Origin of the sequence: Dehalobacter sp. TeCB1 (assembly GCF_001707455.1) — a bacterium.
Lineage (GTDB): Bacteria > Bacillota > Desulfitobacteriia > Desulfitobacteriales > Syntrophobotulaceae > Dehalobacter > Dehalobacter restrictus.
This window is the reverse complement of sequence record NZ_MCHF01000034.1, coordinates 19,598-44,701: the sequence shown is the minus strand read 5'-3', so window position 1 is coordinate 44,701 and position 25,104 is coordinate 19,598. Positions and strand designations below refer to the sequence as shown.

At 47.9% G+C, this 25,104-nt stretch carries 23 protein-coding genes and 2 tRNA genes; all 25 read left to right on the top strand.

Going from position 1 to position 25,104, the window contains the following annotated elements; translation table 11 throughout:
• Nucleotides 1–256: 256 nt before the first annotated feature.
• Nucleotides 257–433, top strand: coding sequence for a 30S ribosomal protein S21 (gene rpsU / locus A7D23_RS09515; protein ID WP_015044591.1), 177 nt, complete (start codon nucleotides 257–259; stop codon nucleotides 431–433).
• 15 nt (nucleotides 434–448) lie between these two features.
• Nucleotides 449–904 carry a GatB/YqeY domain-containing protein gene (locus A7D23_RS09510; RefSeq protein ID WP_015044590.1) on the top strand — a complete coding sequence of 152 codons (456 nt, stop codon included), beginning with the start codon at nucleotides 449–451 and terminating at the stop codon, nucleotides 902–904.
• Nucleotides 905–1,122: 218 nt separating this feature from the next.
• The gene (locus tag A7D23_RS09505; RefSeq protein WP_019225745.1) at nucleotides 1,123–1,395 is read left to right on the top strand and encodes a YabP/YqfC family sporulation protein; all 273 of its coding nucleotides are present in this window, start codon (nucleotides 1,123–1,125) and stop codon (nucleotides 1,393–1,395) included.
• Nucleotides 1,396–1,397: 2 nt separating this feature from the next.
• The gene (gene yqfD / locus A7D23_RS09500; protein WP_019225744.1) at nucleotides 1,398–2,600 is read left to right on the top strand and encodes a sporulation protein YqfD; all 1,203 of its coding nucleotides are present in this window, start codon (nucleotides 1,398–1,400) and stop codon (nucleotides 2,598–2,600) included.
• Nucleotides 2,601–2,632: 32 nt separating this feature from the next.
• The gene (locus A7D23_RS09495) at nucleotides 2,633–3,613 is read left to right on the top strand and encodes a PhoH family protein (protein ID WP_019225743.1); all 981 of its coding nucleotides are present in this window, start codon (nucleotides 2,633–2,635) and stop codon (nucleotides 3,611–3,613) included.
• A gap of 6 nt (nucleotides 3,614–3,619) precedes the next feature.
• Nucleotides 3,620–5,875 carry an HDIG domain-containing metalloprotein gene (locus tag A7D23_RS09490; RefSeq protein ID WP_019225742.1) on the top strand — a complete coding sequence of 752 codons (2,256 nt, stop codon included), beginning with the start codon at nucleotides 3,620–3,622 and terminating at the stop codon, nucleotides 5,873–5,875.
• A 9-nt stretch (nucleotides 5,876–5,884) separates the two neighbouring features.
• Nucleotides 5,885–6,496: an rRNA maturation RNase YbeY gene (gene ybeY / locus A7D23_RS09485; RefSeq protein ID WP_019225741.1), complete on the top strand. Its 612-nt coding sequence runs from the start codon at nucleotides 5,885–5,887 to the stop codon at nucleotides 6,494–6,496.
• Nucleotides 6,497–6,511: 15 nt separating this feature from the next.
• Nucleotides 6,512–6,877, top strand: a complete 366-nt coding sequence (locus A7D23_RS09480; protein WP_019225740.1) for a diacylglycerol kinase family protein — start codon at nucleotides 6,512–6,514, stop codon at nucleotides 6,875–6,877.
• A gap of 232 nt (nucleotides 6,878–7,109) precedes the next feature.
• Complete coding sequence (locus tag A7D23_RS09475; protein WP_019225739.1) at nucleotides 7,110–7,535, top strand: cytidine deaminase; 426 nt, start codon at nucleotides 7,110–7,112, stop codon at nucleotides 7,533–7,535.
• Between the two features lie 96 nt (nucleotides 7,536–7,631).
• The gene (era, locus tag A7D23_RS09470; RefSeq protein WP_025205220.1) at nucleotides 7,632–8,549 is read left to right on the top strand and encodes a GTPase Era; all 918 of its coding nucleotides are present in this window, start codon (nucleotides 7,632–7,634) and stop codon (nucleotides 8,547–8,549) included.
• Nucleotides 8,550–8,645: 96 nt separating this feature from the next.
• Nucleotides 8,646–9,287 (top strand): deoxyribose-phosphate aldolase, encoded by a 642-nt coding sequence (gene deoC / locus A7D23_RS09465; RefSeq protein ID WP_025205221.1) that lies wholly within the window; start codon nucleotides 8,646–8,648, stop codon nucleotides 9,285–9,287.
• Nucleotides 9,288–9,416: 129 nt separating this feature from the next.
• On the top strand, nucleotides 9,417–10,160 hold the full coding sequence (recO, locus tag A7D23_RS09460; protein WP_025205222.1) for a DNA repair protein RecO: 744 nt from the start codon (nucleotides 9,417–9,419) through the stop codon (nucleotides 10,158–10,160).
• Nucleotides 10,161–10,276: 116 nt separating this feature from the next.
• Nucleotides 10,277–10,399 carry a hypothetical protein gene (locus tag A7D23_RS16565; RefSeq protein WP_282432014.1) on the top strand — a complete coding sequence of 41 codons (123 nt, stop codon included), beginning with the start codon at nucleotides 10,277–10,279 and terminating at the stop codon, nucleotides 10,397–10,399.
• 105 nt (nucleotides 10,400–10,504) lie between these two features.
• Nucleotides 10,505–11,383, top strand: a complete 879-nt coding sequence (gene glyQ, locus A7D23_RS09450) for a glycine--tRNA ligase subunit alpha (protein WP_015044578.1) — start codon at nucleotides 10,505–10,507, stop codon at nucleotides 11,381–11,383.
• A gap of 2 nt (nucleotides 11,384–11,385) precedes the next feature.
• Nucleotides 11,386–13,458, top strand: coding sequence for a glycine--tRNA ligase subunit beta (glyS, locus tag A7D23_RS09445; protein ID WP_025205224.1), 2,073 nt, complete (start codon nucleotides 11,386–11,388; stop codon nucleotides 13,456–13,458).
• Between the two features lie 277 nt (nucleotides 13,459–13,735).
• The gene (locus A7D23_RS09440; protein ID WP_068883577.1) at nucleotides 13,736–14,398 is read left to right on the top strand and encodes a helix-turn-helix transcriptional regulator; all 663 of its coding nucleotides are present in this window, start codon (nucleotides 13,736–13,738) and stop codon (nucleotides 14,396–14,398) included.
• A gap of 24 nt (nucleotides 14,399–14,422) precedes the next feature.
• Entirely contained in the window at nucleotides 14,423–15,253 is an 831-nt protein-coding gene (locus tag A7D23_RS09435) for a pyruvate, water dikinase regulatory protein (protein ID WP_019225733.1), read from the top strand.
• The gene (gene ppdK / locus A7D23_RS09430) at nucleotides 15,246–17,909 is read left to right on the top strand and encodes a pyruvate, phosphate dikinase (RefSeq protein WP_025205227.1); all 2,664 of its coding nucleotides are present in this window, start codon (nucleotides 15,246–15,248) and stop codon (nucleotides 17,907–17,909) included. The genes A7D23_RS09435 and ppdK overlap by 8 nt, the downstream gene beginning before the upstream one ends.
• A 477-nt stretch (nucleotides 17,910–18,386) precedes the next feature.
• Complete coding sequence (locus A7D23_RS09425; RefSeq protein ID WP_019225731.1) at nucleotides 18,387–19,376, top strand: deoxyguanosinetriphosphate triphosphohydrolase; 990 nt, start codon at nucleotides 18,387–18,389, stop codon at nucleotides 19,374–19,376.
• A gap of 126 nt (nucleotides 19,377–19,502) precedes the next feature.
• Nucleotides 19,503–21,338: a DNA primase gene (gene dnaG, locus A7D23_RS09420; protein WP_019225730.1), complete on the top strand. Its 1,836-nt coding sequence runs from the start codon at nucleotides 19,503–19,505 to the stop codon at nucleotides 21,336–21,338.
• A 61-nt stretch (nucleotides 21,339–21,399) separates the two neighbouring features.
• On the top strand, nucleotides 21,400–22,485 hold the full coding sequence (rpoD, locus tag A7D23_RS09415; RefSeq protein WP_199269253.1) for an RNA polymerase sigma factor RpoD: 1,086 nt from the start codon (nucleotides 21,400–21,402) through the stop codon (nucleotides 22,483–22,485).
• Nucleotides 22,486–22,646: 161 nt separating this feature from the next.
• Nucleotides 22,647–22,721, top strand: a tRNA-Asn gene (locus A7D23_RS09410).
• Nucleotides 22,722–22,729: 8 nt separating this feature from the next.
• Nucleotides 22,730–22,804 (top strand) — tRNA-Ile (locus tag A7D23_RS09405).
• 66 nt (nucleotides 22,805–22,870) lie between these two features.
• Nucleotides 22,871–23,734: a class I SAM-dependent methyltransferase gene (locus A7D23_RS09400; RefSeq protein ID WP_242837019.1), complete on the top strand. Its 864-nt coding sequence runs from the start codon at nucleotides 22,871–22,873 to the stop codon at nucleotides 23,732–23,734.
• Nucleotides 23,719–24,870: a Nif3-like dinuclear metal center hexameric protein gene (locus A7D23_RS09395; protein WP_019225728.1), complete on the top strand. Its 1,152-nt coding sequence runs from the start codon at nucleotides 23,719–23,721 to the stop codon at nucleotides 24,868–24,870. Before A7D23_RS09400 ends, A7D23_RS09395 begins: the two co-directional genes overlap by 16 nt.
• Nucleotides 24,871–25,104 lie beyond the last annotated feature (234 nt).

Here is a 25,104-nt window from a genome sequence, read left to right as displayed (position 1 = left end):
ATTATAACACATTACCACAAATTGCTCAATACTAAATAGCAATAATTTGACGATTTTCTAACAAAAAAAGCCCTGTTTTCAAGGCTTTCAAAGATTTTAATATTTATGCAAGTGTCAAAGACCCGGAAAAACCGTCAGATTAGGACTGAGTTGTGTTTTGATATGCCAAAAAAGCAGGCTCCTTCCAGCTTGACGTGTCCATATTCATCCTTTATAATTATTTCGTATCATTTACCAGTGGAGGGAGGGATAAAAAATGAGTGAAGTCAGAGTCGGTAAAAATGAATCCCTGGATTCCGCACTCCGCCGGTTCAAGCGAAATTGTCAACGTTCGGGGGTATTATCGGAAGCTCGCAAACACGAGCATTACGAGAAGCCAAGCGTTAAGAGAAAAAAGAAATCTGAGGCTGCGCGGAAACGTAAATTCAAATAAGGGAGTTGGCTCCAATTGTCCCTGAAGGATCGTCTGATTGAGGATATGAAGACAGCTATGAAGGCCAAAGAGGAGGGGAAGGTTAGACTTTCTGTTATCCGAATGGTACGGGCTGCCATCAAATACGCTGAGATAGACAAGAAAATGGAGTTCAACGATGATAATCAGGTTATCGAGGTTCTTGCCCGCGAGTTAAAAATGCGGCGGGATGCGATGGAACAGTTTGCCAACGCGAACAGGCCCGACAAAGTTCAGGAGCTCGAAGAGGAAGTCGCCATCCTAATGGAATACTTACCTCAGCAGCTCACTGAAGGGGAAATCCGCGAAATAGCTAAAGAAATCATCGCTGAAACCGGTGCCCAAGGCCCCAAAGATCTGGGGAAAGTCATGGGAATTATTACGCCGAAGATAAAAGGAAGAGCCGAAGGGAAGCTTGTGAATCAAGTCGTGAGAGGACTCCTGGGTTCCTAAAAAAGAGTAGTGAAAAACTGCCGCTAAAACATAAGCGGCAGTTTTTTTGTTTTAATTGGCGTTAAATTTTGCGTCCATTAAGCTATCATATTAAAAGTGAGCGAGCATCTGCTCTTTTATTTTCCTTTGCTCTCCTTTGTTCCTCTGGTTCTCCCGCTAACTGCTTGGACTATTCTCTGCTCCTGATGCATAGACATGCTATGAAGGGAGTGGTAAGCGTGCTGAAAAGGCTTCAAAAACATGCTGGTGAGATCCTGGAATTTCCGACGGATGTCCTGAATAACGGACCTAAAATAACCATTATCGGACGCAGTGAGATCATCATAGAATATTTTGATGAAGTGGTCGGATTTTCGGATCAGGAGATTACTTTGCAGACTTCCGAGGGTAAACTCTGTCTTAACGGAGATAAATTTATCCTTACCACTGTGCAGGATCATGAGATCAATATCCGCGGCCGGTTAACCGGACTAAGCTTTGGGGAGGGCTGAAGGTGTTCGGAAAATTTGGCAGGTACCTGCACGGAAGGGTAACCATTCAAGCGCAGGGTAAGAATTTAGCCGGATTTATTAATGAGGCGCTTAAAGACAGGATTGAATTTTATAATGGAAAAAAATTGACGGATAGCTTTTTGGCCGAAATCAATGCTGCAGATTTCAGGCGTTTGCGTAAGGCAGCCAAAAAAGCAGGAATCAAAATCAATATCCGGAACAGGTACGGATTTCCGTTTGTAGCGCTACGCTGGCAAAAACGCAAGGGCCTGATTTTTGGTGTTTTTATCATCATTGCAGCACTCACGGTTCTTTCTCAGTATGTGCTTTCCATTAGTGTGGAAGGAAACAGCAGGGTGTCAGCGGATCAGATTATTGCCGAAGCCGGGAAAGCCGGCTTAAATAAATGGGTGCTGAAAAGTTCTCTTGACCTTGATCAGATGAGCAAACAAGTTCAGGAGAGCATGCCTGACCTGGTCTGGATGACGATGGAAGAGCGCGGAACGAATATTAAAATCAGAGTCGTCGAAAAAACCCTGCCGCAAACCGTTTTATTCCGGGGAGATCTCCTGGCAGCCAAAACAGGTTATGTGGAAGATGTGATCGTCATTCAGGGGCAGGCGCTAATCGCTGAAGGACAGCTGGTTACCGCCGGACAGGTTTTGATCAAGGCTGCAGGAGGAATGACGGAATACAGCTTTGACGTATCTGGTCAGAACAGAACCAAACAAAACGCGACCGATGCGCCGGCGGCCAAAGGGTTTGTCCGGGCAAAGGTCTGGTACAGCGCGGATAAGATTATTCCCATGGAAGAGGATAGGACGGAAAAGACGGCAAATAGGACCAATGGCTGGGGAATAAAAATAAATAATCGTGTAATAATGATAATGAATCAGGATAGCCCCTATTCCGATTCGATCCAAGAAACCTGCACATATGCATTGCCCAGTTGGAGGAATTGGCGTTTTCCTGTCGAATTGTTAAAAGTACATTATGAAGAAACTCAAAAAGTACATGTAAGCCGTGCGGCAGCAGAAGCAAGGAAGCTTGCCGAGACCCTGGCCAGGGAGGAATTGAAACAAAAACTGCCTTCAGGGGTCAAAGTACTGCATGATAAGGTCCGGATCCTTTCATCCCAAAAAGGAACGGAACATGTCAGGGTTGAAGTTGAGACCTTTGAAGATATAGCGGTATATAAAAAATAAGCAAATATCTTTGCATTTGGAGGAACTCACATTTGCGTAATGAATCAAAACTCAACCTGAAAGATAAAGAAGAAGCATTAAACCTGTTTGGTCTCGAGGACGTCAACTTAAGATTTCTGGAAGAACGTCTCGGCTGTCAGATTGTTTTTCGCAGTGAAGAGATGACGATTTCAGGCGAAGAACAGCAGGTCAAGCTTGCCGAAGCAGTCCTCAAACAGCTTCTGGACTTAATTCGGAAAGGCAATACACTGACCCTGGCAGATGTAACTTATGTTGTTTCCCAGGTGGAAGAGGGCAGCGCGAAGGATATGGCTCAAAACCTCACCCATATCATCGCGACGACGCAAAGGGGGCGTCCGATCAAACCCAAGACGCTCGGACAGGCCAAGTATGTTAAAGCCATTGCTAAGGATTCACTCGTCTTTGGCATCGGACCCGCCGGCACAGGAAAGACCTATCTGGCGGTGGTCATGGCGGTCAAGGCGCTGAGGGCCAAAGAAGTGAACAGGATTGTTCTCACCCGGCCTGCGGTGGAAGCCGGAGAAAAACTCGGTTTTTTGCCCGGGGATTTGCAGGAGAAGGTCAATCCGTACCTCAGGCCGCTCTATGATGCGCTCTATGATCTTCTTGGACCGGAAACGACCGCGCGGTATATTGAGAAAGGTACGATTGAGATTGCTCCGCTGGCCTATATGCGCGGGCGTACGCTAGACGATTCCTTTATTATTCTGGATGAGGCCCAAAATACATCCCCGGAGCAAATGAAAATGTTTTTGACCAGACTCGGGTTTGCCTCGAAAGCAGTGGTTACCGGCGACATTACCCAGGTTGACCTTCCCCGCGGTAATTATTCAGGGCTGATTGAAGTACAACATATCCTGAAAGGTATCGGAGATATTTCCTTCCATTACTTTACTTTGGACGATATTGTACGTAACCCGCTTGTACAAAGCATTATTCACGCTTACGATGCGCAAGATATAAAAGAGGACAAGCAGTCCGGTAAGGATTGATGGGACTTGAATAAAAAATTGAAAACAATGCTTTTGCCTAAAGAGACCAAGAATGCTATGACAAAATACCAGATAGCATTATTTCTGCTGTTCTTTATTCTTTTAACCGCGATATTGGCCTCGGATCTTTTTCAGTCTAAATTAAATATTGAATCCGGTGAACCCAGTCCGGAATTGATTACGGCACCTTATGAAAAGAAAGTGACGGATCTTGCCAAGTTCCAGGAGGAACAGAAAGCAGCAGCGAATGCGGTCGAACCTGTTTATATGGCCGATGACGGTCAAATCTCCAACTTGTCAAAAGATTTGGATCGGACATTCGAGATTCTGGCGGATCAGAAAGATTCTAAGGACAGTCTTACTGAAAAAATGGACGAGCTCCGCAAGAGAGTCCCTTTCAGCGAATTATTGGACAGCACGCTTGGAGCGCTGCTGAATTTGTCTGATCACGAGATTGTAACTGCCTCTGGAACTGGTTCAGTTGTCATCCTTGGGATAGCAAGCAATGCCGAAAGCGGAGCGAGATCTCAGGCAGAAGTATCACTCTTGCAGGACCGAATGATTGAACAGATCAATAAATCTAGCATGACTGAACCTGTGAAAGAACTTATAAATGAATTTATCGAGCAGTGTGTGATCAAACCGACACTGACCATTGATAAAGAAGCGACAAAGAAAATGCAGGATATTGCCATTTCCGACGTTAAACCATCCATCCGGACCTATCGAGAAAATGAAAAAATTATCGGACCGGGGGAAATTGTTGATGATCAGGTTTATCAGGCCTTGCAGGCGTATGGATTGATCAAAGTAAAATCTCCGTGGAAGCCGGCTTCCGGAATTGCAATTATTGTCTTGGTTTCAATGATCATTTTGATTTTGTTCGCCTACCAGTTCAGTCCAGACACGTTTACCCACTGGCAAAGGATGGTGCTGATCGGACTCCTCATGATTGTTGCATTGGCCATGGGTAAAGCCTTTATGGCGATCAGTCTTGGGGACAATGAATTAAATACTTTGACGGCTATCCTGATACCTGCGGCCTGGGTTACGATGACGGTGACACTCCTGCTTGGCGTTAAGATTGCAGTTCTGGTAGGCGTCATTCTGGCTATTTTCACCGGAATGATGGCAGATCCAGGGAATATGGGAGCAGCAGGTTCGCTGGCAGCCTTATTTTCTTTGCTTAGCGGTATTGTCGGTATACAGGGTGTTGCCAAACTGGACCGCCGTTCTGAGCTGGCCAGGGCAGGATTGTTTGTGGCTTTGGTAAACATTGCCCTTGTAAGCGGTGTTGCCTTGATCCTTCAGATCAGCCCAACCGATTGGCTGATCGGCTGCATACTGAGTGTTGCCAACGGATTTTTGTCGTCTGTTCTTACCATGGGTATTTTGCCCTGGCTGGAACAGGGCTTCAACATTACATCGGCTGTAAGACTGTTGGAATTATCCAACCCGAATGCGCCACTATTGAAAAGCTTATTGATCGAAGCGCCAGGGACCTACCATCACAGCGTCCTGGTCGGGAATCTAGCCGAAACTGCCGCTGAGGAAATTAAAGCCGACCCTGTGCTGGTCAGAGTCGGCGCACTCTATCATGATATCGGCAAGCTGAAAAGACCGTACTTCTTTATAGAAAACCAGTTTTCCAAGGATAATCCCCACGAGAAGATTGCCCCGACGCTTAGTTCGCTGATTATCATTTCCCATATCAAAGACGGGCTAGAAATGGCCAAAGCGCATAAGCTTCCATCCAATATTCAGGATATTATTGCGCAGCACCACGGGGACAGCACGGCATCGTTCTTTTACCATAAAGCACTCGAAGAGAATCCGGATATTTCGGAAGAAGCTTTCAGGTATGACGGGCAGCGTCCCCAGTCTAAAGAGGCGGCGTTGGTTCTTCTGGCGGATAATGTTGAAGCAGCCGTTCGTTCCCAGAAGGACAGTTCGCCGGGAAAAATTGAAGGATTGGTGCGTAAGATTATTAAGGAGAAATTTGATGAGGGCCTGCTTGATCAATGTGACTTAACCTTTAAGGATCTGGATAAGATATCTATAGCTTTTGTTAAGGTTCTAAGCGGAATATTCCATTCCAGGATCGAGTACCCTGAATTGCCGTCCGCCAAGACCAAAGTGGCAGAGGAAGCGGGCACTGATCAGAAACAGGAGGAACCCAAAACGCAAAAAGAGAATGAGTCTCCGGCTAAGCAGGACAGCGAGCCTGGTTCGCCGTCTGAAAAAAATAATTCTCACGAATAGGGGGAGAAAATGGAACTAGATATCAGTTGGGAAGAGGATTCTGTTGCAGAAGATGAACAAAATAAAATAGCAAAACTGCTTCGTACGGGCATTCAGAAAGCGCTTCTTGAGGGAGGCGGCCAGGATGACGCTGAGATCGGACTTGTCCTGACCAATGATGAATCCATTCATCTCCTGAATAAGACGTACCGCGGAATTGACAGCCCCACGGACGTCCTGTCTTTTGCCCTTCGGGAAAAGGGGGAAGGAGAGCCGGAGATTTATTTTAGTCCTCAGTCGGACAAAGATAAGAAAGAACGGGTTGAGTATTCTCTCGAAGAAATTATCGACGAAGAAGATCAAGACCTCGACGAATACGAAGCAGATAATTTTGAGGAGTACGAAGAGGATGACGATGATTTGAGCTACTGCGATACAACTCTCGGTGATATCGTGATTTCTGTCGAAAGAGCCCGTTCTCAGGCCATTGCGTATGGGCATTCCTTTGCCAGAGAGATTGTTTACCTGGCAGTGCACGGAACACTGCACCTTCTGGGGTACGATCATGGCAGTGAGGAGGATTCCAGTGTCATGAGGCGTCTGGAGGAACAGGTTATGGATCAGCTGAGCCTGCTGCGCTGACAAGGGGGAAGAATAATGCCGGATATCCATAAGCCTGCTGGTTTTATTGGCAGCTGCAGACGGTCTTTGCAAGGGATTGCTTACTCGCTGAGAACAGAAAAACACCTCAGATTTCATTTTTTTGTCGCTGCGGTTGTTGTTTTGGCCAGCGCTTACTTTCGTCTTTCAGGCGTTCACTGGCTATTTATTATTTATGCCATTGGCAGCGTTCTGGTGGCGGAATTGTTCAATACCGCGTTGGAAAGCGCGATTGATTTGGCTGAACCCGGGTACCATCCCCTTGCCGGCCTCGGCAAGGATGTTGCTTCCGGTGCCGTACTGGTTGCCGCCATACAGGCCGTGATTATCGGAATCATTATATTCGGATCTTATATTTTTTAGAGTAGACCTGTGGGACAAATACCGCTTTTCGGCTGTTGCGCCATCCTTGACTTGTCGCTCCTTGCCCTCCATGGCACCGCGACATTAGGCCATCCGTGGCCGTCAAAAGGCCGCGCTTTGCACTCTATGCTCCGCTCACAGCGGAACTGTAGCCCTCAGACTGATCTTAAGATTGTTTAAGGAAGTCTGCAAGTCGTAGCGTTGTTATTATCTAAGACGGGGGCGGAATGAGATGAAGAACGAACAGGTTTTGGACATCAACCAGGCTGCGGAGCTGATTCGCCAGGCGCATCAGGCTTGTGAAGATGCTTATGCCCCTTACTCCTGCTACAAGGTTGGAGCCGCCGTTCTCTGGGAATCCGGAAGAATTACTTCCGGTGTCAATGTCGAGAATGCTTCCTATGGCCTGACTGTCTGTGCGGAACGTAATGCTGTGTTCCATGGGATCGGTTTGGGGGAAAGGCGGATCAAAGCGGTTGCTGTCGCAGTTCCGCTCGAGGAAATACCGTCCCCATGCGGTGCCTGCCGACAGGTGATCCGGGAATTCGCATCGGATTGCCTTGTTTTGCTCAGCAATGGCAGCGGAGAAATCAGGAAAACCCGTTTGAAGGATCTTCTTCCTGATTCGTTTGGCCCGGAGTTTTTAAAAAGCATTTAGGTTAAGAGACCACATGTTATACAGCTATAGGATATATAACGATAGGATACACAATTTTATGATACGAGACTTTATGATACAAGGAAGGTAAAGCATTTGAACAAGCAGGATAAAAAAGGTTTTCGATCGGGTTTTGTTGCGGTGATCGGACGGCCCAATGCGGGGAAATCGACCTTGCTGAATACGCTTTTGGGTCAGAAAGTGCTGATTATATCTGATAAGCCGCAGGCAACCAGAAACAGAATCCGGTGTATCCTTACCGAAGAACGCGGGCAGATCATCTTTTTTGACACGCCCGGTATCCATAAACCGAAGCACCGTCTGGGTGAATACATGGTCGCGGCCGCCAAAAGCACTTTGCAGGGCGTCGATTTTGCGATATGCGTCGTCGATGCCTCTGTACCGTTTGGATCGGGGGATGAATACGTGCTTCAGGTCATTAAGGACAGCGGAGTCCCGTGCATTTTGGCCTTAAATAAAATTGACCTGATCTCCAAGGATCAGCTGCTGGAGAAAATAGCCGGCTTTGCCAAAATAGCAGATTTTAAAGAAATTGTTCCAATTTCAGCTTTACAGTCCGAGAATACCATAAAGTTAATGGATCTGATTTTTGAAGCGCTTCTGCCTGGCCCAATGTATTTTCCGGATGATGTCGTCATTGACCAGCCGGAAAAGTTTGTCGTTGCAGAACTAATCAGAGAAAAGCTGATGAACCTGACCAGAGAAGAAGTCCCGCACTCCGTCGCGGTCGTGGTCGATAAGATGGAAGAGAAAAAATCCCTGATTAAGATAGAGGCTGTGATCCTCGTCGAGCGTGATTCCCAGAAAGGAATTGTGATTGGCAAGGAAGGAAATGTCTTAAAAGAAGTCGGAAGGCTCGCCCGGGAAGAAATTGAAACGCTGCTTGGCAGCAAGGTATTCCTTGAACTTTGGGTCAAAGTCAAGAAGGACTGGCGCAACCAGAATAACCAGCTCAGGGATCTGGGATATAATCTGAAGGACCTGAAAGAATAAATGTCGCGGGGTACATTAGGTTTACAAAAAATAGGGTATCTTAGCATATTAGCGATACGGGAAAGTATAAAAGAACGCTGAAGGGAAGGTAGATTTATGAATATCGCCGGAAGAATTGACCATACGCTTCTGAAACCTGAAGCGACGGAGAAGGATATCGTTGATCTTTGCCATGAGGCTGTCAAACACGGTTTTGCTTCCGTTTGTGTAAATCCCGTGTATATTTGTACCGCCGCACGCCTGCTGCACGGAACCAGTGTCATACCGTGCACGGTCATAGGTTTTCCACTTGGAGCTGCGTTTATCGAAATAAAGATGCAGGAGATTCTGGCAGCAAAAGCCCATGGTGCGCGGGAAGTTGATGCCGTGATGTGCATCGGCAAAGCCAAATCCGGCGATTGGAAGGCCGTACAGCGTGATGTGAATTTGATGGTTCAGACGGCACAGGGCTGCGGTCTAAAAATAAAAATAATTATTGAAACCGGGCTTTTAAACGAGGACGAAAAACAAAAAGCAGCTGAGATTGTCCGGGAAGCCGGAGCAGACTATATCAAAACATCGACCGGTTATTTTGGTGGCGCAACAGTTGAAGACGTCAAGAACCTGAAAAACTGGGCAGGCCCTGGTGTTAAAGTCAAAGCATCCGGCGGAATCAAGACGAAAGAGTTTGCCTTGGAACTGATCAAAGCAGGTGCCGACAGACTCGGAACCAGTTCCGGGATCGTAATAATCCAGTAGTATTTAGTTCTTAGATGTATTAACTGTTTAGTCAATAGAAATTACATAAATAGGAATGCTACCCAAATAGATAGCATCTATTGAAGATATAATAGGGAATAAAGACACGACCGGGGATGATGTTGGGAGATGGCAGTCTATCAGGCGGATGCGATTGTGATCCGCAGCAGGGAGTATGGTGAGTCGGACAGGCTTATCACGCTTTTTTCAAGGGAAAAAGGAAAACTGGAGGCTGTGGCCAAGGGGGTTCGGAAACCCAAAAGCACCCAGAGGGGCGGGACGCAGCTTTTCACGTATGCCGATTTTTTGCTGTACAGGGGGAAAACACTGGATACGGTGAATCAGGCTCAGCCCCGAGAAAACTTCATCCATCTCTGGGACGATTTTGATCGGACGATCACTGCGTCGGCAATGGTCGAACTGCTGGATATTTCTACTGTCAGGGAACAGCCTGATCCGGAACTGTTCACCCTTACCTTAAGCTTTCTTTTTTTGCTCAAACATCTTGACCCGTATATGGCTCAGGCCGCTTATGCGCTCAGGCTCATGCACCTACAGGGGTATCTGCCGTCAATGGAGGGTTGTACCGAATGCGGCGGAGACCTTTCCGGCGAGCAGGTCTATTTAAGTGCGGAGGCCGGAGGTTTTCTTTGTGCGGCCTGTAAAAACAACCGGATCGTCATAGCGCTGAACCCGGGAAGCCTGGCCCTGATGCGCCAGCTGTACCAGGCCGATTTCGTGAAGATTGATCGACTGCGCTGGAACAAAAAAATGCGGCAGGAAATCCTCGAAAGCCTTTGCCATTACTGTGAACAGAAATTTGAACGCAAACTCCTAGCCTGGAGACAAGGCAGTGAGTTCTGGAACAAGTGAGTTCTGGAAGAATTGACAGTGAAGCTTTATTGGCATATAATATCTCAGATAAAGGTTATACTGCATATAAGTAGCTTCCTTTTTATGAAAATATTTTGTCCGCATAGATGGAAAAGATGCCTGCAATAGCCGCTAAGAGAGTCCGGGAGGGTGAGAGCCGGACAGGTGAAAACAGGTTGGGCAGTCTGGAGCGGATCAGGTTCAAAGAGGATTCCAAGTTATCTGACAAAGTTACGTAAGTATATTGGAATCAAGCAGGGTGGAACCGCGGGAAATACTCTCGTCCCTGCAGCAATTATTTGCTGTATGGATGGGGGTTTTTATTTTTGAACGGAGGAAATCATATGAAATTTCAAGATCTTATTCTGGCCCTTAACCAGTTTTGGGGGGAGCAGGGATGTATTATTGCTCAGCCCTATGATATTGAAAAAGGTGCAGGAACGATGAACCCGGCCACTTTTTTACGGGCGCTGGGACCGGAACCCTGGAATGTGGCTTATGTGGAGCCGTCCAGACGTCCGACCGACGGCAGATACGGTGAAAACCCGAATCGTCTACAGCACTATTTTCAGTACCAGGTCATTCTGAAGCCTTCGCCGGATAATGTTCAGGAGCTTTATTTGGAAAGCCTGGAGCGGCTCGGAATTAATCCGGCCGACCATGATATCCGGTTTGTGGAAGACAACTGGGAATCCCCTACACTGGGGGCCTGGGGCCTTGGTTGGGAAGTTTGGCTGGACGGCATGGAAGTCACGCAGTTCACCTACTTTCAGCAGTGCGGCGGCATTGACTGCAAACCCGTCTGCGCAGAAATTACGTATGGGATAGAAAGACTGGCGACCTTTATTCAGGGCAAGGACAGCGTCTTTGATATTGAGTGGGTCGGAGACATTAGCTACGGTGATATTTATCTGCAGAATGAAATTGATTTTTCACGCTACAACTTTGAAGTGGCTGACATCGATGCGCTGCGGCAGTGGTTTGATATGTACGAGAAGGAATCAGAGCGGACCGTCCAGGCAGGCCTGGTCGTGCCGGCCTACGATTATGTACTGAAATGCTCTCACGCGTTTAACCTTCTGGAAGCCCGGGGGGCGATCAGTGTGACGGAAAGAACCGGGTACATTGCCAGAGTAAGACACCTGGCCCGTCTGTGTGCCCAGGCCTATGTCACCCAGAGGGAAACACTTGGGTTTCCTTTACTGAAAAAAAGGGGGGAATAAAAATGAGCAAGGACTTTTTACTGGAAATCGGCATGGAAGAAATGCCCGCCAAATTTGCACCAGGTGCAGTGGCCCAGCTGGAGAACAATGCCCGAAAAATGCTGGCGGAACTGCGTTTAGCGTATAAGAATCTGCAGTGCTATGTGACACCGAGGCGCCTGGCGCTCTATGTAGAAGCTCTGGCTGAGAAACAGCAGGATATCAGTGAGGAAGTCAAAGGACCTGCCCAGAAGGCAGCGTTTGATGCTGAAGGCAAACCGACCAAAGCTGCTGAAGGATTTGCGCGCGGACAGGGCGTCAAGACCGAAGACTTTTTTTTGAAAGAAATCAATGGCGTGCCCTATGTGTATGTTGTAAAATACCAAAAAGGCGAAGAAACCGAAAAGCTGCTGTCACAGGTCTCGCTGAATCTTGTTACGAGCCTCAACTTCCCGAAACCGATGCGCTGGGGAGATTATGAGATCCGTTTTGCACGCCCGATCCGCTGGCTTATCTCCTTGTTTGGCGACGAGGTAATCCCTTTCAGCTATGCCGGAATTCAGGCCGGAAGAACCTCACGTGGACACCGTACGCTTGGCAGCTATATCCGGATTGTTCAGCCGGCTGAATATCTGAATGCGCTGGAATCGGTTTTTGTGCTGGCTGACCAGGAGAAAAGAAAACAGAATATCTGGAGCCAGATCCAACTGTTGGCCGCTAAGGTCGGCGGCAAAGTCGACCAGGACGAGAACCTGCTGACTGAGATCTGCCATCTGGTGGAATATCCGACCGCTCTTCTGGGCGAAGTCGATGTCAAATATATGGTCCTGCCGGGAGAAGTCATCACCACGCCGATGAAGGAACATCAGCGTTATTTTCCGGTCAAGGCGGAAGACGGCAAGCTGCTGCCGTACTTTATTACGGTACGGAACGGCGACAGAACCTCACTCGATATCGTGAAAGAAGGTAATAAGAAAGTGCTCAAAGCCCGTTTGGAAGATGCCGCTTTCTATTACCGGGAAGATCTGAAAAGTCCGCTGCATACCCTGATTCCGAAACTGGACAGGGTTGTGTATCACGAGAAACTTGGTACTGTCGGACAAAGGGTCGCCCGTCTTCAGAAACTGGCTGTTGCGATTGCGAACGAAATGGGTCTCGATACAAAAGAAACAGAACTGGTTGACCGGACGGCCTATCTGGCTAAAGCAGATCTTGTGTCGCACATGGTTTACGATTTTCCTGAACTTCAGGGAATCATGGGTGCGTACTATGCCGGAAGCAATGGCGAAGCCCCGGCCGTTTGTGCTGGAATCCTTGAACATTACCGGCCGCGTCATGCCGGAGACGCGTTCCCTTCCTCTGTAACCGGGAAAGTGGTCAGTCTCGCTGATAAACTTGATGCGATCGTCGGTTCTTTCGGGATCGGCATCCAGCCGACCGGTTCGCAGGACCCCTATGCGCTAAGGCGTCAGGCGCTTGGAATTGTCGGACTGATGGTTCAAGACGAACTGGACCTGTCTCTTCTGCGGCTAATCGAAGAGTCCTACAGTATATTCACCGTGCAGGGAATCACGCTGGAACCGCTGGAGAAGATCAGACCGGCCCTTCTGGACTTCTTCGTCCAAAGGGTCCGCTACCTGCTCCAGGAATCCGGACTGCGCTATGATACGATTGACGCTGTCATGGCCCACGAAACAGAAAAGCCTGCTCATCTGATGAAAAAGGCCGTAGTACTCGCCCAAGTCAGGGATGAAGCTGACTTTGTCTCCTACAGCAACGCCTATGTCCGTTGCGTGAACCTCTGCAAGAAAGCAGCTGCCGCTGCATGGCAGGTTTCCGATTTACAAGTAAGCTCGGAGCTGGCGCTCGCCGAATGTTTGCACGAAAAAGCTCCACTGATTCGGACGGCTGTGAACGATGCGGATTTCAGGAAAGCCTACGCGTTTGCTACTGAGATCGTACCATTGATCGAAAAACTGTTTGAAGATGTCATGATCATGGTCGAAGATGAAGAGCTCAGAAATGCTCGTCTGGGATTGTTGAAGAGCTGTGTGGAAGCCCTGGGCTGTCTCGGAGACCTGACACTTCTTGCGTAGGTTCACCCTCGTTTTCAGAGGGATGACATTGATCGTCTGTATGTCTCTGTATGTCTGATTCTTCTGAGGGTTGATTTAGATTATTTCTGGAGGTATTTTGGATATTTTTCTAAAATGTATTTTTAATGTATTTTTTGTTTTTCTTTTTTAATGATAAGGCTTTCCTTTTTTTGAATATGTTATATAATATAGAAATATGACATACTATATCATTGGATTACCATCAATGTGCTACGATATTTGAGCTTTAGTTTCTATTTTCCGGAGGGTGAGAAAAATGCAGCTTTCCGAGCGCCAGGAGAAGATCCTCGAACTTGTGAAAAAATCCAGCCCGATGACGGGAGAACAAATAGCCAGTCAGCTGAATTTGAACAGGGCGACGTTAAGACCTGATCTGACAATTCTGACCATGGCGGGTGTATTGGAGGCGCGTCCCCGAGTCGGCTATTTTTATAATGGAAATGCGGGACCTTCACCTATCGCCCAAAGGTTCAGGCAGCTCAGAGTCGGTGATTTCAAATCAATTGCAGCTGCGGTCAAGGAGAGCGTCTCGATTTACGATGCAGTCGTATCCATGTTTACCAACAATGTCGGCAGCCTGATCGTGATTAATGATGAACGTGAGCTTAAGGGGATGGTTTCCCGCAAGGATATCCTGAAGGCTTCACTTGGCAATATGGATCTGCACGGGATGCCGATCAGTGTCATCATGACCAGGATGCCGAATATTATCATGGCTGCATCCGATGAATCCGTACTCGAGGCCGCCAGAAAGCTGGTACAGCACCAAATTGATACGCTTCCGGTCGTCGAAAGCTATATCAATGAGGGAGGTCGCGAAAGTTTTGAGGTAGTTGGCAGATTTACAAAGACCAATGTAACCAGCCTGTTTGTAGAACTGGGCCAGGATAAATTTCCAAATACCGCAAAGTGGTTTTAGAGGAGAAAGCGAGGGGGTGTTTTGGTGACCGATCAAATCCCGGTAATTTATGTAATTTCCGATGCGCTGGGAGAGACGGCAGAGTTTGTCAGCAGAGCGGCAGCAGCACAGTTTAACGGAATAAAGACAAAAATTCGCCGGGTGCCTTATGTTCTGGACGAAACGCATATTGATGACATCCTGGAAGAAGCGGTAGAGGAACAGGCAATTCTCGTTTACACGCTGGTCCTGACAAATTTGAGGCTCTACATAGAACGACGGGCCAAGGAAAAAAATCTGATCACCATCGATATTTTGAGTCCGCTGATTTCGGCATTGGCTGATAAAACCGGACTTGATCCCAAAAATATACCCAATGTTACGCACCGACTGGATGAACAGTACTTTCGGAAGGTAGAGGCTGTGGAGTTTGCAGTTAAATATGACGATGGCAAGGACCCGCGAGGACTGCTGTATGCTGATGTCGTCCTAATAGGCGTGTCCCGGACCTCAAAAACACCGCTAAGCATGTACCTTGCCCATAAAGGGATTAAGGCTGCGAATATCCCGCTGGTGCCGGAAGTGACACCGCCCCGGGAACTGTATGAAGTTCCCCGGAATAAAGTCTTCGGGTTGATCTTAAGCCCGGAAAAACTGAACCAAATACGCAGTGAACGGCTGAAAACGCTGGGACTTGGAGCATCTGCCGATTATGCCAATCTGAACAGGATTATGGAAGAGCTCGACTATGCCAAACAGATCATGAAAAAGATTGGCTGTGTAATCATAGATACCACCAATAAAGCGGTCGAAGAAACCGCAAGTGTGATTCTGCAGAAAGTAACAATAAACGGGGAGTTGAGAAAAGATGGTTGACAAAAAATATGTGTACTTGTTTCGTGAAGGCAGTGCCGACATGAAAAACCTTCTTGGAGGCAAGGGAGCAAACCTGGCTGAAATGACCAACATCGGACTGAATGTCCCGCAAGGCTTTACGATTACCACGGAAGCCTGCCTCGAATACTATGACTGCGGCGAGCAGCTGCCCGGAGGATTATGGGAACAGATCCTTCCCGCGATCCAGGATGTCGAGAGGGCAAGCGGCAAGAGATTTGGCGATCCCGAAAATCCGCTTCTGGTTTCGGTCCGTTCCGGTGCGAGGGTTTCCATGCCTGGGATGATGGATACAATCCTGAACCTCGGTTTGAACGAAGGAACAGCCAGCGGCGTCAGCAAGGCAACAGGCAATGAGAGATTTGCTTTTGACTGCTACAGACGCTTTATCCAGATGTTTGGCGATGTCGTACTTGGAATTGCCAGCCACAAATTTGAGAATATCTTGGAAGAAGTCAAAGAAAAGCAGGGTGTGACGTTCGATTCCGAGCTTTCTCCGGAAAGCCTGAAAGGACTTGTGGTCAAGTTTAAAGCGCTTGTTAAGCAGGAGACCGGTGTACCATTCCCTGATGATCCGTATGAACAGCTTAAGGAAGCGATCACCGCCGTTTTCAAATCCTGGAACAACCACCGGGCGATCGTGTACCGGAAAGCCAATGGTATTCCGGACAGCTACGGCACCGCCGTCAACGTCCAGTCGATGGTATTTGGCAACATGGGTAATGACTCCGGTACGGGCGTGGCCTTTACCCGGAACCCGTCAACCGGTGAAAAACACTTGTATGGGGAATATTTGATGAATGCCCAGGGTGAAGATGTCGTTGCAGGCATCCGTACACCACTTTCGATTGACAGCCTGCAAAATGACAATCCGGAAATTTACCGCCAATTCAGCGAGATCGCCAAGAATCTGGAAAACCATTATAAAAACATGCAGGATATCGAGTTCACGATTGAGAAAGGCAGACTCTACATACTCCAGACCCGTAACGGAAAATGTACGATTTCTGCTGCAATCCGCATTGCTGTTGAACTTTGTCAGGAAGGCCTCATCACCAAGGAAGAAGCAGTTGAGAGAATTGATCCGCATCAGCTGGAAAAACTGCTGCACCGCAGAATCGATGATGCCGCGAAGCTCGATGTTGTAGCGACAGGACTGCCTGCCTCACCGGGAGCAGCTTCCGGCAAGATTATCTTCAGTGCGGATGAAGCCGAAAAGCTTGGTCAGGCCGGAGAAAAAGTCATCCTCGTTGGTACGGAAACCACCCCGGACGATATTCACGGCATGCTTGCAGCCCAAGGGATTCTGACCAGCAGGGGAGGCATGACCAGCCACGCTGCTGTTGTAGCCAGACATATGGGCAAACCTGCAGTCTGCGGTTGTGATGCATTGAAAATTAACCTTGCCGACAAGATCTTTATGATTGGCGATGATGCTTATCCCGAAGGTACCGAGATTACGATCGACGGCGCAACAGGCAGGGTCATCAGAGGAACTGTTCCGATGAAGGATCCTGACTTAAGCGGTGAATTCCAAAAAATTCTGGAGTGGTCTGATGGAATCAGAAAGCTTCAGGTTATGGCCAATGCAGATAATCCGCCTGATGCTGCCAAAGCAAGAGAATTCGGCGCCCAGGGCATCGGACTTTGCCGGACGGAACACATGTTTATGGATCCTGCCCGTATCCCGATTGTCCAGAAGATGATTCTGGCTCAGACGCTTCCCGAAAGAGAAGCTGCCTTGGCTGAACTTCTGCCGATGCAGGAAGGCGATTTCTACGGCATTTTGAAGGCCATGCACGGACTGCCGGTGACGATCCGTCTGCTGGATCCGCCTCTCCATGAATTCCTGCCAAATGGCGAAGAACTTGCTCTCGAGATTCAGGAATTAAAACTCACGGCCAACCTGCAGGATGAAAAAGTCCAAAAGGAAATCAAGGATAAAGAGGTTCTGCTGAAGAAAGTCCGCGGTCTCCAGGAGATGAATCCGATGCTCGGGCATCGCGGCTGCCGTCTTGGAATCTCGTATCCGGAAATCTACGCGATGCAGTCCAGAGCTATTTTTAAAGCTGCAGCTAGACTCGTGAAAGAAGGAGTTGACGTGCGTCCGCATGTCAAGATCCCGCTTGTCATTCATCATAAAGAACTTGAAATTCTGCGCAAGCAAACCGAGGAAATCGCTCAGGAAATCATCAAAACCGAAGGCGTCAAGATCAACTACCAAATCGGAACGATGATCGAAGTGCCGAGAGCGGCGCTTACCGCAGACGAAATTGCACCGTTTGCCGAGTTCTTCTCGTTTGGAACCAATGACCTTACCCAGACTGTTTTAGGCTTCTCCCGTGACGACGCTGAAGGCAAATTCCTGCCCGACTATTTGAACCAGAATATCTTGGCCAATAACCCATTTGCAGTCTTAGACCGGGACGGCGTTGGCAGGATCATGAAGATCTGCGTCGATCTCGGACGTAAAGCAAATCCGGGCATCAAAATCGGAATCTGCGGTGAACACGGCGGAGATCCTTCCTCAATCGAATTTTGCCAGGAAATCAACCTGGACTATGTCTCCTGTTCACCCTTCCGCGTACCAATTGCCCGCCTAGGCGCTGCTCAGGCTGCCTTAAAGAATCGGGCTTAAGCGGCACTGCACGATATCAAAACCTAGACCAATGGGAATGACGTCATCAATAACATTGAGGCGTCATTTTTTTTTGTTTGGGTGGTTGTAGTTGTAGGCTGTATTGTGGTACCCAGACCTACCTACCCGAATATTGAGAGGTCTTGTCACTATAATGTCTTTACGTAATGTGGTAAGCAATCAGCCCCAGAGCGCAGTTAACTGACAATTTAACGTGAAAGATGACTTTTGCAGTATTTTGTAAATATTTTATTTTATGATACAATTTAATACTTTAAGCAGGATTTTTAAACTTAATGTTGAATTAAACAGTTAAAGAATTGAAAGAACGTCTGAAGGTTTTTTGTGAAAAATAAAAGACGAAGTACAAAGTCTTAGCTTATTCCGCCAGAAAGTGGCGGAATTGTGGCCTCAGGTGCTATTTCTTTTGTTTTCGCGTCTGATCCCTTTTGATTCTTGTGAAGAAGGTGGTTGTAGATGTCCCAGTCGATCAGGTTAAGAACGGAGGAACATGAATTTCAGCGGCTCTCGCCTCTGGCAGCGAAAAGTGCCGAAGCAAGGAGAACGAGAGAAGAAGTCGAATGCAGCGTTCGAACCAGGTTTCAACGAGACAGGGACAGGATTTTGCACAGCAAGCCTTTTCGCCGTCTGAAACACAAAACGCAGGTCTATATTGCTCCTGTCGGAGATCACTATCGAACCAGGATGACGCACAGCCTGGAAGTCGCACAGATCTGCCGGACTATCGGCCGGGCGCTGAGCTTAAACGAAGATCTGATTGAGGCAATTTCCCTGGGTCACGATGTCGGTCATACACCTTTTGGACACGTCGGAGAAGAAACGCTGGCCTCCCTGATCGGCCATTTTGAACACAATGAACAGTCGGTCAGAATCTACACTGTCCTTACCGGAAACGGCGAGGGCCTAAACCTCACGGAGCAGGTTCTGGACGGAATTCTACACCATACCGGTCCTGGGATGCCCAATACATTGGAGGGGCAGATTGTAAGGATTGGAGACAGGATTGCCTATCTCTGCCACGATTTTGACGATGCTTTGCGCGCTGAGATTCTGTCCGTGAACGACCTTCCGGCCACGATCAGAAAAGAGATCGGCTCCAGCACCAGCGAAATGATCACGACCATGGTCCTCGATATGATTCAGGCTTCCGAAGGCAAGGACACGATTTGTCAGTCCGCAGAAATCTCCGCAATCATGAAAGAATTCCGCGACTTCATGTTTGAGAGAGTATACTACAGCAGCTCACTGCAGGAGGAACGAAGCAAAAGCCGATTGATTTTGGGAATTCTTTTCGATTACTACCTGCATCACCCGGAAATTCTGCCTGAAGATTATCTGAGATGGACAGGGGGAGATCTGAAACAAGCCATCACTGACTATGTTGCGGGTCTGACAGACAACTATGCCATCAGCATCTTCAAACATCTTTTTATTCCTAAAGAGTAGCAGGGAGATAAAGTACTAAACAAAAAGTGCAAAAAATTGTCTCAAAATAAGAAGGAAAAATAAAAAGTTTATCGAAAAAGATAAAGACTTGTCAGAAAAACGTAAATCCATGAAGGGCGTGCTGGTATGGATTATAAAATATCTGAGGATTTTATCGAAGAAGTACGCCGCCAAGCTGACATTGTTGAAATTATCTCTGAACATGTGGTGCTGAAACGTACGGGCAAAAACTATCAAGGGCTTTGTCCGTTTCATTCTGAAAAGACACCGAGTTTCAATGTAAATCCCGATCGTCAGATGTTCTACTGTTTTGGCTGCCACACCGGCGGAAATGTTTTTTCTTTCCTGATGAAGAAAGAAGGCTTAGCCTTCATCGAAGCTTTGAAGAAGGTAGCCGGGAAGTATGGGATGGCGCTGCCGGAAAGAGAGCTTTCTTCGGAGGAAAGGAAGAACGAAGCCCAGCGCAGCCGCTGGCGGGAGATTCATGAGTGGGCTGCCTGCTACTACCACGACGTGCTTCTGCATCGTCCCGAAGGACAGGATGGACTGGCTTACTTTGAACACAGAGGGATTGGCCCCGAAGTCATCCGGGATTTCCGTCTTGGGTTTGCGCCGGACAGGTGGGATGGCTTGATCAGGGAGCTTGCAGACAAAGGAGTCGCACCGGAAGAACTGGCTGAATTCGGGCTCGCTGTCCGTAGGGAAACCAGTGAGCAGGAAATCAGTTATTACGACAGGTTCCGCAACAGGGTGATTTATACTATCCTCGATGTCAAAGGGGCTCCGATTGCTTTTGGCGGAAGGGTGCTCGATGATTCTACACCTAAATATCTGAATTCACCGGAAACAAAATTTTTTCATAAAGGACGCAATCTTTACGGCATTCATCTGGCTTCCCGGGGAATCAGGGAGGCAGGGTATTCTTTACTCCTTGAAGGGTATATGGATACAATCGCAGCGCAGAGAGCAGGCTTCACAAATGCTGTCGCCTCACTCGGAACCGCCCTGACTAAGGATCAGTCCAGGCTGCTTAAAAAATATTCAGGCAAGATCGTAATCGGCTATGACTCGGATAAGGCAGGGATTCAGGCAGCCCTGCGCGCCGGTGAGATCCTTCTTGATGAAGGCCTGAACATTCAGGTGCTGCTGCTCGAGGATGCCAAGGATCCTGATGAATTCCTGAAAAAGCACACCGTCGCTGAATTCCGCAAGAAACTCGAAAATACCATTACTTTCATCGAGTTTAAATATAAAATGCTGATCCGGGACACCCCCCTGCGGACCATACCGGATAAAGCAGAGCTGATCAGAAAGCTTGCTCCCGATATCCTTAAAGTTTCAAGCGTAGTTGAGAAAGAAGGATATGAAAGATATCTAAGTCTGGAGCTCGGTCTCACGCTCGAAGCAGTTCAGCACGAGATCGACAGCTTGACGAAGAAAACCAGAGGAAACAGGGGTAATTCCGAAATTTTTTCGCAACAACAGGATATTTCTGTAAAAAAAAGAAATACTATAGAAGGGACGGACATTGACAGTTCTAACGAATCTTATGTCCATTTAGGAGTTTTCCGGGCCGAACAGACCATTCTCAGAATCATCCTGGAGAATCCCAATTATAAAAATCAAGTAGCCGACAACCTGGATAAGGAATTTTGGAGGCTGCAGGAACATAGATATATCTTCGAGAATTTCCCGGAAAACAGTTTGAATCTTATCAATGATGACAGCTGGTATGAGAAGGTTCAAAGGCGTCTTGCCGAAATATATGAATTGTCCATCGATTTCGATAAAGCCGATATGCTCCTTAAGGACTGCATTGCTTTGATTAAGGAGACAAAGAAGAAAGAGACGATCGAAGATTTGCAGGCCAAAATGATTTTGCTGGAAAAAACTGGAGATATGACTGGGGCGCTTGTCCTGCTCCAGGAGATAGGAGAGCGGTTGAAACGTGGCGAGAAATAATAAGAAACAATTTGTTGCGAATTATCCGCTGGAAGGGGAGAATTCCGTGACCGTAGATGAAATGAAAAAGGAAAATGTCTCGACTTTAATTGAGCTGGGCAAAACCAAGGGTAATCTTACCTATGATGAGATTGCCAATGCTTTGCAGAAGGTCGACCTTTCTGAGGACCAGATTGAGGAGATCTATGACCAGCTGAGCGGGCTCGGTATTGATGTTGTTGACGACAGCGTCGAAGTGGTTATCGACAAAGAAACAAAAGATCTTGCCGACGAGATCGCTAATGAAACAGACATTGACCTTTCCATTCCTGAAGGTGTGGGGATCGACGATCCCGTCAGGATGTACCTGAAGGAGATCGGCCGGGTTCCTTTGCTGACAGCGGAAGATGAGATTGAACTGGCTCTCAAGATGGAGGCCGGGGATGAAATGGCCAAGCGCCGTCTGGCGGAAGCAAACCTGCGTCTGGTGGTCAGTATTGCCAAGCGCTATGTGGGCCGCGGCATGCTTTTCCTGGACCTGATCCAAGAGGGCAATCTTGGTCTGATTAAAGCTGTGGAAAAATTTGATTACCGCAAAGGCTTTAAATTCAGTACGTATGCAACCTGGTGGATCAGACAGGCCATCACGCGCGCGATCGCCGACCAGGCCAGAACGATCCGCATACCGGTTCATATGGTCGAAACGATTAATAAACTGATCCGGGTCAACAGACAGCTCCTGCAGGAACTGGGCCGCGATCCAACCCCGGATGAAACAGCCAAGGTCATGGAGATACCGGAAGAACGTGTGCGGGAGATCTTAAAGATCGCTCAGGAACCTGTTTCTTTGGAAACACCGATCGGGGAAGAGGAAGATTCCCACCTCGGAGATTTTATTCCCGACGAGGATGCTCCGGCTCCCTCTGAAGCCGCGTCATTCATCCTGCTCAAGGAACAGCTTGAAGAGGTCCTTGAGACGCTCACCCCAAGAGAAGAGAAAGTCCTCAGACTGCGTTTCGGACTCGATGACGGACGCACCAGGACTTTGGAGGAAGTCGGCCAGGAATTCGGCGTAACCAGAGAAAGAATCAGGCAGATCGAGGCCAAGGCGCTGCGCAAGCTCCGCCATCCAAGCCGCAGCAAAAAATTGAAGGATTATTTAGACTAAAAATCAGGATTTTCTTAAAAAATTCTTGTTATGCTAAAGACAATAAATAAGACTAAAAAGGATTAAGAAAAGTTGAGATGAATCCAGATAACGCAAGATAAAATTGATAAAACATGCTTGACCATCGCGCAATAATTCCGTATAATAAACGTCGCAGGCTTTCCTCGATAGCTCAACGGTAGAGCAATCGGCTGTTAACCGATAGGTTGCTGGTTCGAATCCAGCTCGGGGAGCCATATTTTTTGGGCCTATAGCTCAGCGGTAGAGCGGCCGGCTCATAACCGGTTGGTCCCTGGTTCGATCCCAGGTGGGCCCACCACCAAAAATAATGAATTTGAAATCAAAAACAAAACTCTGGTGCAAGCCGGAGTTTATTGTTATAGGGATGATAACATTGAGGAATACAATGGTTTCAGAACAGCAAGATAATAAACTGGAAAATAAAACGGCCATAAAGCTTGGCTCCCGCCTGGAGACAATTGCGTCACTGGTGCCCGCCGGCGCCAGAATCGGGGATATCGGTACGGACCACGCCTATCTGCCTGTCTATCTGGTACAGGCCGGAGTGATTTGCCAGGCTGTCGGGGTAGATGTCCACAGAGGGCCTTATGAATCTGCTGTCGAAAATGTTAAAGCCTATGGATTACAGGACAACATCCAGATCCGGCACGGAGACGGACTGATTCCGCTGGAGTCGGGAGAAGTCGATACATTGGTCATTGCCGGTATGGGCGGCGTGACGATCCTCGAAATACTCGCCACGAAGCCGGACGTACTGCAGAGTGTTCAGACATTGATCCTTCAGCCGCAGGGCGCAGAAAACAGGGTCAGATTCGAACTGCTTTCTGAGGGTTGGAGGCTGAGCGAAGAATGTCTGACAGAAGAAGACGGCAGGCTGTATACCGTCATTTGCCTGTCCCGCTCAGAAGGTCTGGATAGAGAGGAAGTCGAACAGCGGATGAAGCAGGTCATTCAGGATATTGCCGCGGACTGTACCGGAGTGCCTGCGTTGGAAGCAGCAAAGGATCTGGAACAGACGCTGCGTAATTTCATCTGGCAGCTCGGACCGCTGATCATCGAACGCAAAGAACCCCGGTTAAACGACATCATTGCCGACACCACGAGCAATCTCAGAAGAGTCGTTCTGGAAATGATGCGCACAAACAGGGCTGCAGTTTCCCAGAGAGCAGAACAGATGAGGCAGGAAATCGCCATGATGGAGGTAATAAAAAGATGGCTGTATCAGTAGGCCAGGTTGAACAACTCATCGAAAAGATAGCGCCGCGTTCCTGGGCAGAAGACTGGGACAATCCCGGACTCCTGGTCGGCAGCAGCGCCCAGCGCGTCAATAAGATTTTACTGACGCTGGACGGAACCATGGAAGCCGTCGAAGAAGCTGTTTCGGAAAAAGCTGAACTGATTGTTTCCCACCACCCGCTGCTGTTTAAACCGCTGAAGAATCTCCGTATGGACAACCAGGCGGCCTTGGCCCCCCTATCGCTTTTCCGCAATGGGATCTCATATTATGCTGCCCACACGAATCTGGATCAGTCGTATTTGTCATCGAGCCTGACGTTTGCGGAAATGCTCGGACTGCAGAAAAAAGAGTTCCTGGAAACCACCTCTGCTGAGAAACTGATTAAGATCGTCACTTTTGTTCCGGAAGAACACGTCGAGACCATCCGGAAGGCTCTGACCGCCGAAGGCGTCGGCAGTGGAATTACCGATGGCGAGCACAGTGATGCCTACAGCGAATGTTTCTTCCAGACAAACGGTGAAGGCATGTTCCGGGCGCTGGACGGAGCCGAGCCAACTATAGGAAAAGTTGGAGAGCTGACCAGAGTACCCGAGATCCGGCTCGAGAGCATTGTCGAAGAGCGCAGCCTTGGCAGGGCGATTAAGGCTTTGCATAAGGCACATCCGTATGAAGAACCCGCTTACGACCTGATACCACTCCGAAATACCGGGAAACCCAGAGGATACGGGGTGATCGGAACATTACTGAAACCTGTCAGACTAGCCGATTTGTGGGAAGGATTTCTGAAGCAGCTTACGGAGAAGTATGGCCATGACTGTTCTTCAGTGCGATTGGCAGGAGATCCTGACAGAAAGATCAAAAAAATTGCCATTTTAAATGGCAGCGGAAGCAGTTTTGTGGCGAAGGCTGCCTTTAAGGGTGCTGATTTATATATCACAGGAGAGATCGGCTACCATAACGTGCTGGATTGTCTCGAATCAGGTATGGCCGTCGGTGAGCTCGGGCATTTTCTTAGCGAAATCCCAATGATCCATGCACTTTACGATTATATTAGAGCCGATCGAACAATGGATGACGTAGAAGTGGTTATCAGCGCGGCGAGCAAAATACCGTGGTTGAAGCGTTGATAAAGTTATCAACATGACTGAATTGTCTGAAAGATAAATCTATAGTTGGTTCCAATAGCGTCCTGGTTATTTTTGGGCGGATGATCATAAGAACTCAAAAGTTATGCACAATTTGTTCACAACTTGTGCATAACTAAGAATTAAAATAATTACAAAATTATAGGGAAAATTTGATTATAGTGTTATAAATTGTAGCTTGAATTTTGTTTTTGGAATGATATACTGTGATTACGC

Excerpts from the sequence above, each read along its gene's own strand:
- rpsU (WP_015044591.1), top strand. The coding sequence starts at position 257 with ATGAGTGAAGTCAGAGTCGGTAAAAATGAATCCCTGGATTCCGCACTC.
- ybeY (WP_019225741.1), top strand. The coding sequence starts at position 5,885 with ATGGAACTAGATATCAGTTGGGAAGAGGATTCTGTTGCAGAAGATGAA.
- A7D23_RS09480 (WP_019225740.1), top strand. The coding sequence starts at position 6,512 with ATGCCGGATATCCATAAGCCTGCTGGTTTTATTGGCAGCTGCAGACGG.
- A7D23_RS09475 (WP_019225739.1), top strand. The coding sequence starts at position 7,110 with ATGAAGAACGAACAGGTTTTGGACATCAACCAGGCTGCGGAGCTGATT.
- deoC (WP_025205221.1), top strand. The coding sequence starts at position 8,646 with ATGAATATCGCCGGAAGAATTGACCATACGCTTCTGAAACCTGAAGCG.
- recO (WP_025205222.1), top strand. The coding sequence starts at position 9,417 with ATGGCAGTCTATCAGGCGGATGCGATTGTGATCCGCAGCAGGGAGTAT.
- A7D23_RS16565 (WP_282432014.1), top strand. The coding sequence starts at position 10,277 with ATGCCTGCAATAGCCGCTAAGAGAGTCCGGGAGGGTGAGAGCCGGACA.
- glyQ (WP_015044578.1), top strand. The coding sequence starts at position 10,505 with ATGAAATTTCAAGATCTTATTCTGGCCCTTAACCAGTTTTGGGGGGAG.
- glyS (WP_025205224.1), top strand. The coding sequence starts at position 11,386 with ATGAGCAAGGACTTTTTACTGGAAATCGGCATGGAAGAAATGCCCGCC.
- A7D23_RS09440 (WP_068883577.1), top strand. The coding sequence starts at position 13,736 with ATGCAGCTTTCCGAGCGCCAGGAGAAGATCCTCGAACTTGTGAAAAAA.
- ppdK (WP_025205227.1), top strand. The coding sequence starts at position 15,246 with ATGGTTGACAAAAAATATGTGTACTTGTTTCGTGAAGGCAGTGCCGAC.
- A7D23_RS09425 (WP_019225731.1), top strand. The coding sequence starts at position 18,387 with ATGTCCCAGTCGATCAGGTTAAGAACGGAGGAACATGAATTTCAGCGG.
- dnaG (WP_019225730.1), top strand. The coding sequence starts at position 19,503 with ATGGATTATAAAATATCTGAGGATTTTATCGAAGAAGTACGCCGCCAA.
- rpoD (WP_199269253.1), top strand. The coding sequence starts at position 21,400 with ATGAAAAAGGAAAATGTCTCGACTTTAATTGAGCTGGGCAAAACCAAG.
- A7D23_RS09400 (WP_242837019.1), top strand. The coding sequence starts at position 22,871 with ATGATAACATTGAGGAATACAATGGTTTCAGAACAGCAAGATAATAAA.
- A7D23_RS09395 (WP_019225728.1), top strand. The coding sequence starts at position 23,719 with ATGGCTGTATCAGTAGGCCAGGTTGAACAACTCATCGAAAAGATAGCG.